At 56.3% G+C, this 16031-nt stretch carries 11 protein-coding genes; all 11 read right to left on the bottom strand.

Features of this window, described 5'->3' with window-relative positions; all coding sequences use genetic code 11:
* Window positions 1-27: 27 nt before the first annotated feature.
* A complete protein-coding gene (gene fumC, locus ABLQ08_RS02500; protein ID WP_352939142.1) occupies window positions 28-1425 on the bottom strand; it encodes a class II fumarate hydratase in 1398 nt (465 codons plus the stop codon).
* Window positions 1426-1473: 48 nt separating this feature from the next.
* Window positions 1474-1836, bottom strand: coding sequence for a VOC family protein (locus tag ABLQ08_RS02495; protein ID WP_352939139.1), 363 nt, complete (start codon window positions 1834-1836; stop codon window positions 1474-1476).
* A 71-nt stretch (window positions 1837-1907) separates the two neighbouring features.
* The gene (locus ABLQ08_RS02490; RefSeq protein WP_352939136.1) at window positions 1908-2432 is read right to left on the bottom strand and encodes a hypothetical protein; all 525 of its coding nucleotides are present in this window, start codon (window positions 2430-2432) and stop codon (window positions 1908-1910) included.
* Window positions 2433-2494: 62 nt separating this feature from the next.
* Window positions 2495-3535 carry a hypothetical protein gene (locus ABLQ08_RS02485; protein WP_352939133.1) on the bottom strand — a complete coding sequence of 347 codons (1041 nt, stop codon included), beginning with the start codon at window positions 3533-3535 and terminating at the stop codon, window positions 2495-2497.
* A gap of 41 nt (window positions 3536-3576) precedes the next feature.
* Window positions 3577-5352, bottom strand: a complete 1776-nt coding sequence (locus ABLQ08_RS02480) for a sulfite reductase subunit alpha (RefSeq protein ID WP_352939130.1) — start codon at window positions 5350-5352, stop codon at window positions 3577-3579.
* 43 nt (window positions 5353-5395) lie between these two features.
* Complete coding sequence (locus ABLQ08_RS02475; protein WP_352939127.1) at window positions 5396-10900, bottom strand: glutamate synthase-related protein; 5505 nt, start codon at window positions 10898-10900, stop codon at window positions 5396-5398.
* A gap of 392 nt (window positions 10901-11292) precedes the next feature.
* The gene (locus ABLQ08_RS02470) at window positions 11293-12603 is read right to left on the bottom strand and encodes an NnrS family protein (protein WP_352939124.1); all 1311 of its coding nucleotides are present in this window, start codon (window positions 12601-12603) and stop codon (window positions 11293-11295) included.
* Window positions 12600-13349, bottom strand: a complete 750-nt coding sequence (locus ABLQ08_RS02465; RefSeq protein WP_352939121.1) for an ABC transporter ATP-binding protein — start codon at window positions 13347-13349, stop codon at window positions 12600-12602. Before ABLQ08_RS02465 ends, ABLQ08_RS02470 begins: the two co-directional genes overlap by 4 nt.
* Window positions 13346-14182, bottom strand: coding sequence for an ABC transporter permease (locus tag ABLQ08_RS02460; protein ID WP_352939118.1), 837 nt, complete (start codon window positions 14180-14182; stop codon window positions 13346-13348). The genes ABLQ08_RS02465 and ABLQ08_RS02460 overlap by 4 nt, the downstream gene beginning before the upstream one ends.
* A 72-nt stretch (window positions 14183-14254) precedes the next feature.
* The gene (locus ABLQ08_RS02455; protein ID WP_352939115.1) at window positions 14255-15250 is read right to left on the bottom strand and encodes an ABC transporter substrate-binding protein; all 996 of its coding nucleotides are present in this window, start codon (window positions 15248-15250) and stop codon (window positions 14255-14257) included.
* The gene (locus ABLQ08_RS02450; protein WP_352939113.1) at window positions 15247-15678 is read right to left on the bottom strand and encodes a hypothetical protein; all 432 of its coding nucleotides are present in this window, start codon (window positions 15676-15678) and stop codon (window positions 15247-15249) included. Before ABLQ08_RS02450 ends, ABLQ08_RS02455 begins: the two co-directional genes overlap by 4 nt.
* Window positions 15679-16031 lie beyond the last annotated feature (353 nt).

The raw sequence follows: 16031 nt of genomic DNA, 5'->3' as shown, positions 1-16031 counted from the left end.
GATGGCGCGCGGACCTTCCAGTCACAATCAGTCGCTCGGGCCGATCATCTTCTCAGGTCGGACGAGAGAAGTGAATTCCTCTTCGGTAACATAACCGAGATTGAGGGCCTCCTGACGCAGGGAAGTTCCGTTCTTGTGCGCCGTTTTCGCGATCTCGGTTGCCTTGTCATATCCAATCTCCGGCGCCAGCGCGGTAACGAGCATCAGGGAACGCTCCATGAGGTCGGTAATATGGGCTTTGTTGGCGACAATGCCCATGACGCACCGGTCCGTAAAACTGACGGAAGCGTCTGCCAGCAACTTGATCGACTGCAGCATCGCATAGGCCATCACCGGCTTGTAGACATTTAGCTCGAAGTGCCCCTGGCTGCCGGCAACGGTAATCGTCGTGTGATTGCCGAAGACCTGCGTGCAGACCATGGTCAGTGCCTCGCATTGGGTCGGGTTGACTTTGCCAGGCATGATGGAAGAGCCGGGTTCGTTTTCAGGCAATGAGAGTTCACCCAGGCCAGAGCGTGGCCCGGAGCCAAGCAGGCGAATGTCATTGGCGATCTTGAACAAAGACGTCGCAACGGTATTCAGAGCCCCATGCGCATAAACATAGGCGTCGTGCGCGGCGAGTGCCTCGAATTTGTTCGGGGCGGTCCGGAAGGGCATCCCCGTGATGCCGGCGACTTCTGCGGCAAACTTCTCGGCAAATCCCTTTTTCGTGTTGAGACCCGTGCCGACTGCAGTGCCGCCCTGAGCCAGTTCCAGAAGGCCGTCGAGCGCTTCGGAGACGCGATGAATGCCCATTTTGACTTGTGCGGCGTAACCGCTGAATTCCTGGCCGAGCGTCAGTGGTGTTGCATCTTGCGTATGTGTCCGGCCGATCTTGACGATGTCAGCCCATTCCTCTGACTTCGATGTAAGTGCATTCTGAAGGTGGGTCAGTGCGGGCACGAGAGTTTGTTGAATTTCGCGTGCCGCGGAAATGTGCATGGCGGTCGGGAACGTGTCGTTCGACGACTGGCTCATGTTGCAATGATCGTTCGGGTGGACCGGGGTCTTGGAACCGAGCTCACCACCGAGAATTTCAATAGCCCGGTTTGCTATGACCTCGTTCGAATTCATGTTCGTTTGGGTGCCGGAACCAGTCTGCCAGACCACAAGCGGGAAATTATCGTCAAACTTGCCGGCGGCAACTTCCGAGGCGGCCTGTTCGATGGCGTCGGAAATATCCGGCGAGAGTTTCCCTTCTTCTTTGTTGACCCGCGCCGCAGCCTGTTTGATCACGCCGAGTGCATGCACCAGCGGTCGCGGCATTGTCTCCCCGCCAATTGGGAAATTCATGAGCGATCGGGCGGTCTGTGCTCCGTAGTATTTGTCTGCGGGGATGTCGAGTGCACCGAAGCTGTCGGATTCCGAACGAACTGACTGAGACATGGTTTGCTCTCCAGAAGGATGGTCCAGGGTGATGAATGAGGGGGCGCGTCAGGCGGCCTCTTCCACGAAGTAAAGACTGTTCCCGTCCGGGTCGGAAAGGGAAAATTGCAGTTTGCCACAAACACCAAGCTTAAGTTGACCAAGATTTGGCAGATCGCGGTCGGCATACTCGCTGTGTAGTTTACGGATTTTTTGAACCCGGAACACCACGCTGAGGTTGGCCAGAGGGGCAGTGTCGCGGGTATGTGTGACCTTCAGTTCCAGCTCCGAGCGACGTATTCTGAGACCGTCGGTTTCCTTGTAGACAGCAAAGCCAAGTCCATCGCTGTAGAATACCGACGAGGATCTCAGATCGGATGAAAACAATACTGGAATAGCATGATGACGACTGTCAGTTTCGTGAGCACTCATGGCAGGTTTGCGCCTGATTTTTTGAAGAATTTTTGTATTTGGTCTCATGACGGACATGGCGATCTAATGGGTCAGTGAAGGGTTGAGTCTTTGGCGTCTCGCATGGCGGCCGAGGTTTGAAGCGTTGCTTCGACATCGGCGAGAGACACCGGGAAAAACCTTTGTCCAAGGCTCAGGTATTCGGCGGCGAGTTGCCATGCGTGCTGTTTGAGTTCGGTTCTGCCGGAGGGTCTCGCGATTTCAAGAATACATCTGGCTGAGCAACTCTCATCGTGGTGCTGAAGCGATGAGATAAGAGCCATCGAAAGATATTCGTCCTCGGCCATGCAGTGACAGTCGAGGCTATGAAACCCGGTGGGGCTCACAGCATAGCGCCGGTACGTAGCGGCAAATTTCCAAAGCGCATCCAGAACGGCGCGACTGTTGCCGGCGCCAAAATATGTCCTGTACCCGTCCCAGACTTCGCGCCATTGATCAAGGTGCTCGTTGTCGTAGCCGTTCAGGACACAGCGAATTCCAAAAACGAACAAGCGTTCCGCAGCGTAGGGATTTTTCATTCGCGTTCGGAACGCCCTTTCAAATGCTTGGGATGTCATTTCTTCTCGGCTCCTCGAGAGATTTTCAGGCAAATTGCTCAAATAAATTGGTTATCGGCCTGTCAAAGAGACTGTCTTGGTTGAGTGCCGTGAGCCCTCGGCAGGGAAGTGAGGATCTCCATCCATGACCGGTTGAAGCAGCTGTCGGCTGCTCTGTCCTGAACGAAAGTGAGCGCGCATGTACCCAATTTCGTGTAGCACTCCAGCGAGAGGCTCTGCCTGGAGCGCACAACCCAATACTCACTGATTGCCGCCGGATCGAAAAACGTCCGACAGGCACCGCAGGTCAATTCGATCAGCTCGCCACGTTGTGTGATGCTGTCCAGGCGGCCCCGCTTCAGTTGCAGGCAGGACGTGTTCGAAACCCCGAGAGAGAAAGGCTGACGGATGTCGGACAAGTATCGAAGCAGGTGAAGGACGACCTGCCTGTCAATCTGCCAGGCTTCGTCTTCAGGCAAGGTCACCAGACGTTGGCGTCTGGATACGCCACCATTCAACAGGCAGGCATCGAGATTGGCGCAGGTACCGAGGTCCTGGAAACTTTGGCTTGGAAGCGACCCGGCCGGGCACAGGGCTTCCGAAAGGAACGACAGGACCGGGTTTGGGAGACACTGGGTTAGTTCCCGCTCCCGGGTGCCATACATCAACACATCAAAGGCAAGTTGGTCGGAGATTGAAGCGATGTAGCAGGTGTGCGTCGTAGTCCCGCTTGCATCGAACATTTGAAGCGTTGGGGGGACGTGATTGGTCTTGTCTGCGTCAAGGGCGACCAAAGTCTCGACGGCGGCGGGCAGCAGACGGATCGCGATACCTTCATTATCAAACGACAGATCATCACCGACCGACATCGGCTTTTGATAAATGCCGATTTCACTCATGACCGCACAGCCATTGGCAGTCGACGCGATCACCTTTTCGAATCCAGGCAGCCAGCTGAAGAGTAGATCGACAGGTTCATCGAGCGCTCGTGCCCGGTGCGATGAAGAGACGACGAGATTCGTCAGGTCGTTACGCCTTCTGCTGTACGAGTGCCCTGAGCCCAAAGCCGGGTTGCTGACGATCAGTCTTGGGCCTGCTTGATTGTCTTGCACGGTCTTACTCACGAAACTGGGCTCTCCAATTGTCACTCTGAAGCAAACCGGATCTAGTAGACGTCTCTGAGGTAACGCTTTTCACGCTTGAGATTGCTGACGTAAGCGTTGGCCTCGTCTGCCGACAGTCCGCCGAATTCGGCAATTACGTCATGCAGTGCGCGATCCACGTCCTTTGCCATGCGGGTAGCATCGCCGCAGACGTAAAAGTAGGCGCCATCCTCGAGCCATGCGAACAGGTCCTTGCCGTTTTCCTGCATGCGATGCTGGACATAGATCTTCTGGTCCTGATCTCTGGAAAAGGCGAGATCCAGACGATTGAGTACGCCCTGAGCGCTCAGCTCGCTCAGTTCGTCCTCGTAAATGAAGTCACTGGCCTTGTGCTGGTCACCGAAAAACAACCAGTTGGCGCCGCTTGCACCACCGGCCCGGCGTTCCTGCAGGAATGCCCTGAACGGAGCGATCCCAGTGCCGGGGCCGACCATGATGACGGGTCGGCTTTGGTCTTCAGGCAGGCGGAACGACTTGTTCGGCGATACGAATATTCCCGCCTTACCATTTGCCTCGATCCGGTCGGCAAGGAAGGTCGAACAGACACCGCCGTGATCCCGGCCATGGGTCCGATACCTTACGCTGGCAACGGTCAGGTGAATGTGTTCCGGTGCTGCCAGCGGGCTGGATGAGATGGAGTAGGCGCGGTGCTGCAATGGTTTCAGCAGCGCGGCAAAATCCGTCGCAGAAACATCGCCCTCCGGAAGAAGTCGCAGAAGGTCGAGAATATCCTTGCCCCAGAGCCAGGCTTCCAGGGCTTCCTTGTCACCATGATGAAGAACGTGGCTGAGTTCCTGATTTGCTGCCCGTTTTTCAATTTCCGCAATCAGATCTTTGGATGGTGCGGAGATTTCAAACCGGTGCTGGAGCGCTTCACCGAACGCGCCGTTGACACCGTCAACTGCCGCTTCGAAGGATGAGTTCAGTCGCTCCAGCACCGCCTGCACCAGCGCAGGGTCGTTCACCGGCATGACGCCAAGAGCATCACCGGCAGCATAGGTGAGGCCACTGTCACTAAGCGCAAATTCGTAGTGCCGTATTTCCTTTGCCGAGGTATCGCCCGAAAGAAGGCGATTGACGATAAGCGAAGACGGGTAGGGGGATTTTCGTGACCATTTGGATTTGGCGGGAGCCTCAATCTGAGCCCCGGTTTCGTTTGCCGGTGTAGACGGCTGTCCGGCATTCAGTTCCCTTGCAATCTTCGGCAAGGTTGCTTCCATCCAGGAAGCAGCCGGATCTTCAAAGTCGACATCGCAATCGATCCGCGTCACAAGGCGCTGTGCTCCGAGTTGTTCAAGTCTCATGTCGATCAGCTTGCCGGCCTGGCAAAAGTCGTCATACCCGGTGTCACCAAGGGCCAGAACGCCGAAAGTCATGCTTTCAAGCCTTGGTGCCGTATCCGAAGACAGCGCTTCCCAGAACAGCTGTGCGTTGTCCGGCATCTCTCCTTCGCCATAGGTCGAGACGATGATCACAACGCTGGTCATTGCCGCAAAGGCTTCAAGCGTGATGTCATCAAGCGCCTGGACCACGGGGACCATGCCGCTAGATTTTGCGGCGACTGCTGCGTCCAGGGCAACGCCTTCTGCATTTCCGGTTTGTGTTCCAAACAGGATGTTCACCACCGGGGCTTTTGCTGTTGTTTCAGCAGAACCTGCTGCGTCGGCTGGCGCGCCCTGGATTGACAACCTTGAATGCAGACCGGCTAGAAACCCGGACAACCAGGATTTCTGTTCCTCGCTGAAGGGAGCATCCTTGGGTATGAATGGAATTTGCATGGACTGAGAGCTCTTAGAAACTTTGCGAACGGATATTGCGGGGTCAGGCTGTGTGTGCTGCCGTGAATGACATCAGGTCGGATATGCTGTGCTTGGCAAACAACTCCTCGAAACTCGGCAGCCGGCCGACTTTTTCACGGTTCTTTGCGTTCTGATGGATGATCCAGCCATAGGTTCCAGGACTGTCCATCGACAGCACGTTCCGGCTGGCAAGTGCCTGTTTGTAATCACCGAGGCGCTTGTCGGCGATCAGGACGGCCAGTTCTTCATCGCCGTATTCCGAAACGGCATTGCGGGCATATCCCTGGAGTTTCTTCAGGAGTGAGAAATCCTCGGTCAGAAGAAGGTTTCTTGCAGCCTTTTCAACCTCGGTATCCGAGATCTTCGGGTTTCCATTGACCCGTCCGAACGCGACGGTCTGTGCAGTGGACATGACGAGATAGTTGTTGAGGAGAACATACATTTCCTCAGTGTCCGTCTGACCATATCCCGGGGCGGTCCCGTCCAGGATCGGTGTGCCAGCCTTCAGCGCGGTTTTGAATTTGCGCAACTGATGGGCGACGAGAGCCGAACAGAGTTCTTCAATGAGCTCCTTCCTTGAGCGCGCAGCCAGAATGGCATCGCTGTCCTGGTAGGCCAGAAGCGACGTCGGCATTGCATAGATGAAGTGCTGTTTCTCGCTGTTCCAGTTTTGAAGAAGCCAGGCAGCCTTACAAGATCCCGTCGCCTCGACATGCAGCGTCAGCAAATGTCGAATGACATCTCCATGCATTTCACCAAGCGTTGACCCGTCTTCCATGGGGTTCAGGAGCACGGAGTCGTGACTGGCTTTGCCATCAAGTTCACCTGAAGGGTCATATTGGTAGGCAAAGCCGCCGCTCATGCCGTTGGCGAAGCCCTTGCCGAAGCTACCGATGTTCAGCACTGCTCCGTTGGTCATGTATTCGCAGCAGAAATCGCCGACACCTTCAACGACCGCAGTCGCGCCGGAATTGCGGACCGCAAAGCGATCTCCTGCCTGACCCTCGACGAAGGTTCTGCCACCCGTGGCACCGAAAAGAGCAAAGTTACCGATCAGGACATTGCCACCGGTTTCCTCAGATCCACCGCCGGGAGAACGGACCACGATTGTGCCACCGCACGCCCCTTTGCCGACACCGTCGTTGCACGTCCCTTCGTGCTCAAGACGCATGCCATCGTTGCAGAACGCACCGAAGGATTGTCCGGCAGAGCCAACGGTTTCGACATTGACCGTTTCTGCGTCAAAGTACCGGCGGCCGCGATGATCTTGAAGGACCGACGAGGTCTTTCGAGCAACCTTGTCGTCAAGCTGATGGTTCAGCAGGCGTTCGATATCGATTGCAAGCTGACCTGCGACGGTCTTGTTGCAATTGTTCAGCCGGGAATTGGGGCGAAGGGTGACCTTGCTTTCGCAGTTCTCGAACAGCTTCCGGCAAGCGGTTTCGATAAACCGGTCGTCGTGCTCAAAGTCCTTTTCCAGGTAAACGGGATTATCGACTTTGACCTCTTCAGCGAAACTCAACATCGCCCGCAGGTCCAGCTGACCCACCTGCGAAGAATGGTTGATGAGATGCAGCAGGTCGGATCGTCCGCGGGCTTCGGTCAGTGACTTCATCCCCAGTCCCGCCAGAACCTCCCGCGTCTCATGTGCAATGTTTAGAAGGTATTGCGCTAGTGCCCTTGGGTCCCCGTCAAAGACTTCCGGATTGGTGGTGAGACCGGCCGGACATTTGACGTTGCAGTTCTTGGCCATGACGCATTTCAGCATCATCAGGGCCGTGGTGCCGAACTCGAAGGAATCGGCCCCGAGCAGGGCGGATTTGACAACGTCGGTTGCCGTTTGATGTGCACCTGAGCAGCGCAGCACCACCTTTTGGCGGATACCGTTTGCGCAAAGGGCCTGATGCACTTCCGCAATGCCGATCTCGGCCGAACGTCCCGTATATTTGAGGCTGGTAACCGCTGCTGCGCCGGTTCCGCCAGTGTTGCCGGCAACGTTGATCACATCGGCCCCGGCCTTTGCCACGCCGACTGCGATCGTGCCGATACCTTCCGACGACACGAGCTTCACGATGACGCGGACGCGGGCGGCCTTGGCATCGTGGATCAGCTGGGCGAGATCTTCGATCGAATAGGTATCGTGATGGGGTGGCGGTGAAACAAGCTCGACACCTGGGGTTCCGCCACGGGCAGCGGCGATTTCCACGGTCACTTTGGGTGAGGGAAGTTGGCCACCTTCGCCGGGCTTGGCGCCCTGACCGATCTTGATCTCGATTTCTTCGAGTGACGGGTCGGCAAGATATCCTGCCCATACACCGAAGCGACCGGACGCGAACTGTTTGATCTTGGAAGACCGGATCGTGCCATAGCGGGAGATATGCTCACCGCCTTCGCCGGAGTTCGACATGCCTCCTGCCATGTTCGTGCCGTGTGCGACCGCCTCATGAGCCGAAGCAACAAGGGCGCCGTGGCTCATCGCACCGCTCGCGAGCAGTGGCGTGATTTGGCTTGCTGGCTGAACCTTGTTGAGGTCGGTTGCTTGAGGAGCCGGCCGAACGCGAGCGAGAAACTCCGCTGCCAATCCCTTTGCACGGACCTTTACGAAACTGTCTTCCAGCCAATGCCCTTCGATCGAGGTCTTGAAATGCCGGACCAAAGCTTCGGCAAGCTCGGACCGCCGGGCCAGTTGATTGCCGCCTGGCCCCGACAAGGTCAGCCTGAACGTTGTTTCGTCTTCCTGCTCGCACTTGAGCCCGCGGAAATAGAAGGACGCGTTGCCTTCAATTGAAAACCGTTTGAATTCGCGTTCGAAATCAGCTGCCGAGGCGGCATAGGAAATGTCCGCCGGAAACTCCAGAACATCCCTCAAAGCAGCAGGGCGCTGGCTACGCTCCTCAGACATCATGCGTGCGAAGGCACGGTAGCCCGGTGTGATCGAGAACATATCGATCATTGCCGGCGTCAGCTTGTCAAAGTTCGTGTAGGTGTAAGCCTTCTCATCCAGTCCAAAAGCATCTTCAAGTCGATCCACCGGCAGCAACCGGAGATGATCGTCATATTCGCCGGCATCCGGATTGGCGCTGAGCTGAATGCTTTCTTCTGTCATGTCGACAAAGCCGCGCACTGCAGTTGTACCGAAGGAATGTCCTGCACCTTCGGCGCGCTCCTTGAATAGGCCAAGAAGAGGAATGTCCTTTTCGCTTGCAACGGAAAGCGCCCGCTGGTGCCAGTCGAGGACGGCGGTCGCAATCGTCTTGAAGTCGACACCACCGACCGGTGTTTTCACATTCGGAAAATAGCGCTTCAGTACGGGATCGTCGGTGTCGAGGAAATCCGGTTCGAAGAACTCGCCACAGATATAGCTCTCGGCCGTGCAAAGCCCGACCTTGCCCATGGTCTTCAGCAGCGACTTTTCCGCTGCTTTTGCGAAACGCTTGAATGCTTCTTCCGCGTCGACCGGAAATGTTTCTTCCGCCCTGAGCTGAACAGCCAGGGGATAAACCGCCGATGCGCCGAAACCGAGGGCAACGGCGACGTGGTGGGCTGAGGAAATCTGTCCGCTTTCGACAATGACGGAGGCTCTGAGACGCAGACCTTCCTCAATCAAGCTCTGATTGACCGCAGAGACCACAAGCGCCATCGGCAAAGCTGCTCTCGTTGAAGAGACCTGCCGGTCACTCAGGATGATTATGCCGCCATGTTCTGCAGCCTGTTCGACTGTTTGGTTACAGATGCGGTCGATTTCCGCTCCCAAGGCATTGGCGTTCGCGACTTCGTCGCCTGCGATAGGAGCGTAAAGCGTGTCGACGATCAGCACCGGTGTGCTCGTCTGTTCGCGCAACCACTTCATGTCCGTCCGCGACAGGATCGGGCTGTCGACAACGATCTGCTGCGTGCCTGACTTGGAAAATCTCGGTTTGCTTCCCAACGCAACACGCAAGGTCATGCCATCTGCTTCGCGAATGGAATCGAGCGGAGGATTGGTCACCTGGGCAAAGCGCTGGGAGAAATACTTGGCAACACCGCCTTCCTGGTCGGAAAGGGCATTGATGGCAGCGCCGTAGCCCATCGCGGAAATCTTCTCCGCACCTGTCGCCAGCATCGGATCCATCAGGAACTTGAAACTTTCCTGGTTGTGCGAATAAGCGACAAAACGCTGAGCAAGCTCCAGGTCACCTTCGTAAGGAACGAGCCTGCCCGGAGTTTTTGTTGCCGGTCCACGATGGTCAGAAAGACGAAGCCGGGCTTTCTGAAGCAATTTCCGGTAGTCTTTTTGTGCTGCGAGCTTGTCTAGCGCGGCTTTCGTACTCCAGCTTCGCCGTTGCGTGTGATCGTAATAGAGCATGCCGCCAGCCTCGATACGGCCGCGATGGATGATCTCCTCGGCAGGAAAGGAAATCTGCCCAGCTTCGGACATTACCGTCAGATACTCGTTTGTTTCCGTGGTCCTGAGCGGCCTTAGTCCGAGACGGTCCAAACGAGCACCGACAATGGTGCCATCTCCGAAGATGAGTGCGGCCGGGCCGTCGTTTTTCTCCTCATAGAGCGAGAAGTATTCCAGCATGGCTCGAACGTCTTCGGACATCGAAGTGTCGTTTTCCCAAGCCGGCGGCATCATGGAAACTACAGCCGTCACCAAGTCCAGGTCGTCTTCCAGTACTCTGCTTTGCAAGGTCTGGTCCAGGCGGCAGCTGTCCGACTGACCCTTTGGGCGAATGATATTGGCGTTCTTGGCTCTGGCGACTGCCGCTTCGGAGAGCCTGTTTTTCTTGTCGGTGTTCAATTCGCCATTATGCGCCATGAAGCGGAACGGCTGCGCCATGCTGGGATGCGGATCCGTATTGGTGGAAAAGCGCGTATGGAAATAAAGCGTGTGAACCTTGTGTTGCAGCTCCCGCAGATCCTTGAAATACGGGATCAGTTCATAGGAATTCAGGCGGCCTTTGAGCACCTGAGTGCGTGCACTCAAGGAGAGTGGATAAAGTCCCTCAAGCTCGGAACGCGTATAAGCCTCAGCCTCGATTGCGAGCAGAGCGTCGTGGACTTTCTTGTCGCAAATCGACGGTTCACTCTTCTCAGAAGACGCAACAAAGACCCATTGGCAGATCGCCAGCTGATGTCTGACGGCTTTGGGCCGCAGGGCCGAATTGTCGACCGGGACATCGCGTTTCAGGATCGTTTCGAAACCATGTTCTTCCAGGAGGTTATCGATAAGAATGGCAGCGGCTTCATGTTGCCGGGCGTCCGTCGGCAAGAAGAAGTTACCAACCCCGAATTCCCCCGGCTTCAGGTCTTCGCGACCAGTAAGGTGACGGAAATAGGAAGCGGACAAATCAATCGAAACACCGGCGCCATCGCCAACACCTTCAGACGACATTCCGCCGCGATGCGGAACGGCGCAAAGGGCCTCGTGACCCATGCGCAGGACGTCATGGGTCTGGCACCCGTCTTTCCGGGTAATGAAGCCAACTCCACAGCTGCTTTTTTCTACACCCGGGTCGTAAAGTCCGAATTCCCTATAATCCACCTATATGCGCCTCCTTGTTTCGCCTGACACATTCTGCTGATTTGTGGTTTTCTGCCTGTCTCCCGATCTCGTGAAAATTCGCGCGAGCAATCGCGCCGGAGCGGATGAGCGCACCGATAGCAACTGAGATGCAGATTTTCGGGATTGAGGCCGCTGGCTTTTATGCAGAGTGCAAAGCTGGCTGATTGAAGTGTGTATTGAGTATTAAACCTGAGTAAAATTTTCAAGTTTAAATTGACGTTGAACCTGGTGAAAAATGCCGCAGTGCATCAGTACCTTCGCAGCTGCGGCGGTTTCCTTCAAACGCGTTGGTTTTCATAGCCTTTCAAGGCTTAGGCCACATCTCACGCGCTTACCTTTCAGGCGGTCGATCAAACGAATTTCGTTGGCTGCTATTTACTTCTGACAGTTCGAAGCGAGCGGCTATCGGGTTCATGTGAAGCTTCGGAAGCCGGCTCGCGATCTTTGTTGGTCGGTGAGACTGTAGGTAACACTGCCTGGTTTCCGAGGCGGCTCAGAGAAGGCCAGAAGTCAATGATCCATGCAAGGAATGCCAGAGACCAGAGTGATACGGCAATTCCATGAAACGGACCGGGCAGCTCAAATCCGAAGTCCGGGGTAATGCGAGCGAACATGGAAAAGACAAGTGCCACAGCGCCAAGCCGGACGGTCAGGGATTGTCCAAGGGCGTTGCCCGTGTGCAGTTTTCCGGCAATGCAGAAAACTGCATAGACCCCGAGACCAAGGCCTCCCAGAAATGCGGCATGAAGTCCGGTCGTTTCTGCCCAGGGTGCGCCAAGTCGATAGCAGCCGGTAAGAACAAGTCCGATGCCTGCAAATGCGGAGGCTCCGGCCAGCATGAGAATCTCCGACCGGAAAACAGCGCGCCCGATAAAGGCCTCCGCGATGCGGTCCATGAAGGCAGCTCCAGCTGCGATCAGCAGAAAACCGGACACCGCGGGACTAAGGCCGAATATGTCCCCGGCTATGGCAACAAGAACCAGCCCCGGCGCCAGGTTGAGCCGGCCAGGATGTGGCCGGAATGGTGATGTTTTCTCACTTGGGTCCAGGATGAGGTTTGTGACCGGAACTGTGATGCGTCCGAGCGCAAGTCCAAGCAGTCCCAGATAGGCGAAACCTGCTAGATGGATCGATTTGGTCGCGAGGACTATGTCGCCGGTGAGGAAGCCCATTTGAGTTGCCGAGACGCAGCCCAGAAGGATTGCCAGCCAGCCGATGAACGCGATCAATCGATCCGTTCGCTGTCGCCATGAAAGCTGGAAGAGGTAACAAAGCAGCAGGACTTGCCAGCTGAAATCCGCAAACGCGCCGATTGGCCCCAAGCTGTCCCAACCGAACAGGCCGACTATGCGTCCCGTTGCCCATAGGCCCGCAAGTCCCCAGAGCTTCCGGCCATGCAATGGAGGGGTGTCGGTCCATTCCGGTGCTGCTGTCGTCAGAAAGCCGATAAGCGCAGCACCGAATGCGCCGACAAGCATTTCATGTGCATGCCAGAGCTGTGGCGGCACCTCCCGCGCCATTGGCAGGTCGAAGTCGAACATCAGTACCCAGAGCAGGGGCCACAGAACCACATAAATCGCGGAAAGCGGAAAGAACAGGCGGAAGCCTTCGGTTGAAAGAACGTTCCACCAGCCCGGTTTCAATTCCATGACAGTGCCGTGACCTACGGGACCGCAACTCATGCGATTTGCCTTTCGTCGACGTCATGGATGTGCCTGAACAGCATGTCCTGCTGAAGTGCCTTCTGGACCCACTCGAATACTGAAATGTCATTACGGTCTGCCGGGCGGCCAGGACCTTGACGGATACCGAGTACACTGTTTCCGCGACTGTCCAGGACCGCGATCCGATCGGCAATCCTGACGGCCTCCTGGAGGTCATGGGTGATAAACAGCCCTGAGAGCTGACCTCCAGCGCAAGTTTCGATGATCAGATCCTGCATACGGCGGCGCAGGGCCACGTCGAGAGCGGTGAAAGGTTCGTCAAAGTAGAGGAAGTCCGGCTCTATCGCCAAGGCCCTGGCGATCGCCACCCTTTGCTTCATGCCTCCAGACAGTTCGACTGGAAATTTCTTCAGGTCTTCAGGCAGAAGAGCAACGCGCGTTGCGGTTTCAATAACGCGTTTAAACCTCTGCGAGCGAGGGACACCCGCTAGTTTCAAGGAAAAGGCAATGTTGTCCGAAGCAGTCGCCCACGGAAGCAGGGAAGGTTCCTGAAAGATCATTCCCTGCCTGTGATAACCGCGTTGAACCTGTCCAGACCGCGCATCGATCAGTCCCGCCGCAATATGCGCGAGCGTGGATTTTCCGCATCCGGAGGGACCTACCAGAGCGACGATTTCTCCCTGTCCGATTTCCAGGTTGATCTTGTCCAGAACTGTCCGTCCCAGATAGGCGTGTCCGATGTTGTTCAGCTTCAATGCGGTCATCTTTTGACGCCCCACGGCTGAGCGGCTCTGCGCCAGCGATCAACTTCACCCTTTACCGGATGAATAAGCGCATATTCGACGACAATCAGAAGTCCGACCGAAACGACAACCCAGGCAAGAGCCTTGGTGATATCCAGGTTTGTGCGGGCATCGGCAAGCGCACCGCCGATGCCACCCGCGCTGGCCAGCAATTCGGCCATGACGGCAACCTTGAAGGAGGTGCCGAGAGCGAGGGCAAGCGCCGGGAAAAGCGTTGTCGTCGTCTGGCGCAGGCCGACGGTTAAAAAACGTCTGACAGGACCGGCGCCGAATGCCTGTGCCATCTTGTCCAGGCCTCTGTCGCGGGTGGAAATTCCGCGCGCGGTGCCAAGAAAAACCACGGGCAATGCGGCAATGACGATGACGGTTCGAACCGTCGCATCCGTTCCTCCGAACCAGATCATCGCAAGAACGATCCAAGCGATCGGAGGTACGCCAAGGACGACTGTGATGAGTGGCGATGCGAGGCGCATCACTGCCGGTGAGTATCCTGCAAGAAGTCCCAGTGCACCGCCGCCGATCGCGACAAGCGCAAAGCCAGTGACGGCGCGCTGCAGAGTTAGCAAGGTAACCTTCCAGGCCTCGGGATTTCGCACCAGTGATCCGATTTCCTCAAGTGTCTGGAGGGGAGAGGACAAAATGAACTGTCCGTAGGCTTCATGCCCCGCCTGCCAGGCGGCTGCCAGAAGACAAAGACCGGCGAGTCCCGCCCAACCAGACCAGACAAATTCCAGTACCCGGCCAGCCCTGCTGAGCACGTGATCCTTGATACCGTCTGGCGATGGCTGAGGCATGTTTTCAAACACTCATATTCGAGAGTCTGGAACCGGATCGCTTGTCCGCTTCCAGGTCTTTACTCCAAGTCGTCACAGATAGAACTTCTCATCCGGAAGCTTTCCGCCGATGCGGGCCATGTCCGGCCCTGCCATTGCCGTCAGCATGCGCTCAATATCTGCGCGCGCATCAGTGGCAGGACGGGCGACGAGGTTGCAGTGCGGGATGGAGGCCGCCAGCAAGGGAGCGGGAAGACCCAAGGCCTTGGTCGCAGCTCCTGCGGCTTTGCCTGGATCTTCAATGACTTCGGATGTCACGGTTTCCAGCGTGGTTTGAATGGTCGAAAGAGTGTCCGCATTTGTGTCCAGGAAAGCTTGCGTCACTGCCAGACCGGCTTGAGGTATGACAGGTGCGGCACCTGTCATCTCGCCCCACGCCTTTTGTATGTCGATTACTCGGGAGACTTTCTTGCCGGCCTTTCGACCGCGCAGAACGCCAGCGGTTGTCGACGGTTCAGCCGTCAAAGCAGCATCGACCTTGCCGGCGAGCAACAGCTGCATCGCTTCAATCGGAGATCCGGCATAGGTTATTTGCAGATCCTGTTCCGCGTTGAGATCATTGAAGGCAAGCAGCTGCCCAAAAATGATTTCAGGAGTATCGCCGCGGAACGGAACGGCAATACTGTGACCCCTGAGATCCTTGATCGTCTTGATACCGGCTTTTTCGCTGATGATGTAGAGCAGGCCATTCGTCATGACATTAGCGAGACGAATGGGAAAACCCCGATTGTAAAGGTTGGCAGCCGCTTGAACCGGAACGACAGAAATTCCGATGTTGCCGGAGGTCAAGCCGGCACGCAATTCATCGGGGTTTCTCCAGGCCTTGAAGCTGGCATCATTGGCTATTGGGTCAAATACTCCACTCGCAACCGCATACGCAAGGGTTACGGATGGTCCGGCTGGTGGGCCGAAGAGGGCAAGTTTCTCCAAATTTCCTGCCGAAGCGGGGGAGGGCAAAAGGGAGGATGCGGCGCCTGCGGCGAGCAGAGAAAGTGCGCTGCGCCGGTTCATATCGGTCAATTTGGTCATTTCATCTGCTCCACTATTCCCGGGACGGGTTTTTCTTCTTCAAGAACAACTAGTTGAATGCGAATTGGGCCGGAACGTGCTGCCAGCCAGTGATCCTTGCCGGCCGGCACTGTCAGGAAGCTTCCGGGCGGATAGACGGTTTCCTTCTTTTCATCCACTTCGCCGCCATCGCCCCACGACATGTCACCAGAAAGGACGGTCAGCAGACGAAGTCCGCTTTTCGTCGCATGGGGTGGGACGACCTTGCCGCTCTCCACGTCCAGGACGACGATGGCAGGTTGCCCGGATGGAGAAACCGCCAAAGGCGTCACAAGCGCTGTTCCGTAGACTTGCTTGGAAGGCAATTTACCGATGTCGATAAAAGTGGTGTCGGCAAAAGCCTGTGCAGGCAGCGCGAGCGCAAAAATTGCAGCCAGAACCGATTTCATACCGGTCTCCTTTCGGGATGTTCCGCTTCAATTGCGGGGTGATTGCTGGCTCGCACAAAGCTGGCTGTCGATCTGGGCCAGGAATTCGGCCGGGGACAGTTAAAGTCGCAACGCGTTTGCTTGGGTTGGCTGACTGTTCAGGCGCTTGTTGGATTAAGGACTGAGCGCTTGAGTCGCTGGCATCACCGCGTTGGCGACTTTAACTGGAGTTAATAACTCAAGTTTATATCGGTTGTGAAATTCCTCGAATTGACTTTCATCAAGTTGAGCGGAATTAGCGACAGGAATTGAGGTTTATTGGAAGGAAAATCCAAATCGCAGGTGAGGCATTTGGGGGCGAAAATAGTTCGGCC

It is taken from the genome of Roseibium sp. SCP14 (assembly GCF_040329475.1).
Classification (GTDB): domain Bacteria; phylum Pseudomonadota; class Alphaproteobacteria; order Rhizobiales; family Stappiaceae; genus Roseibium.
This window is presented reverse-complemented; position numbering and strand designations above follow the sequence as displayed.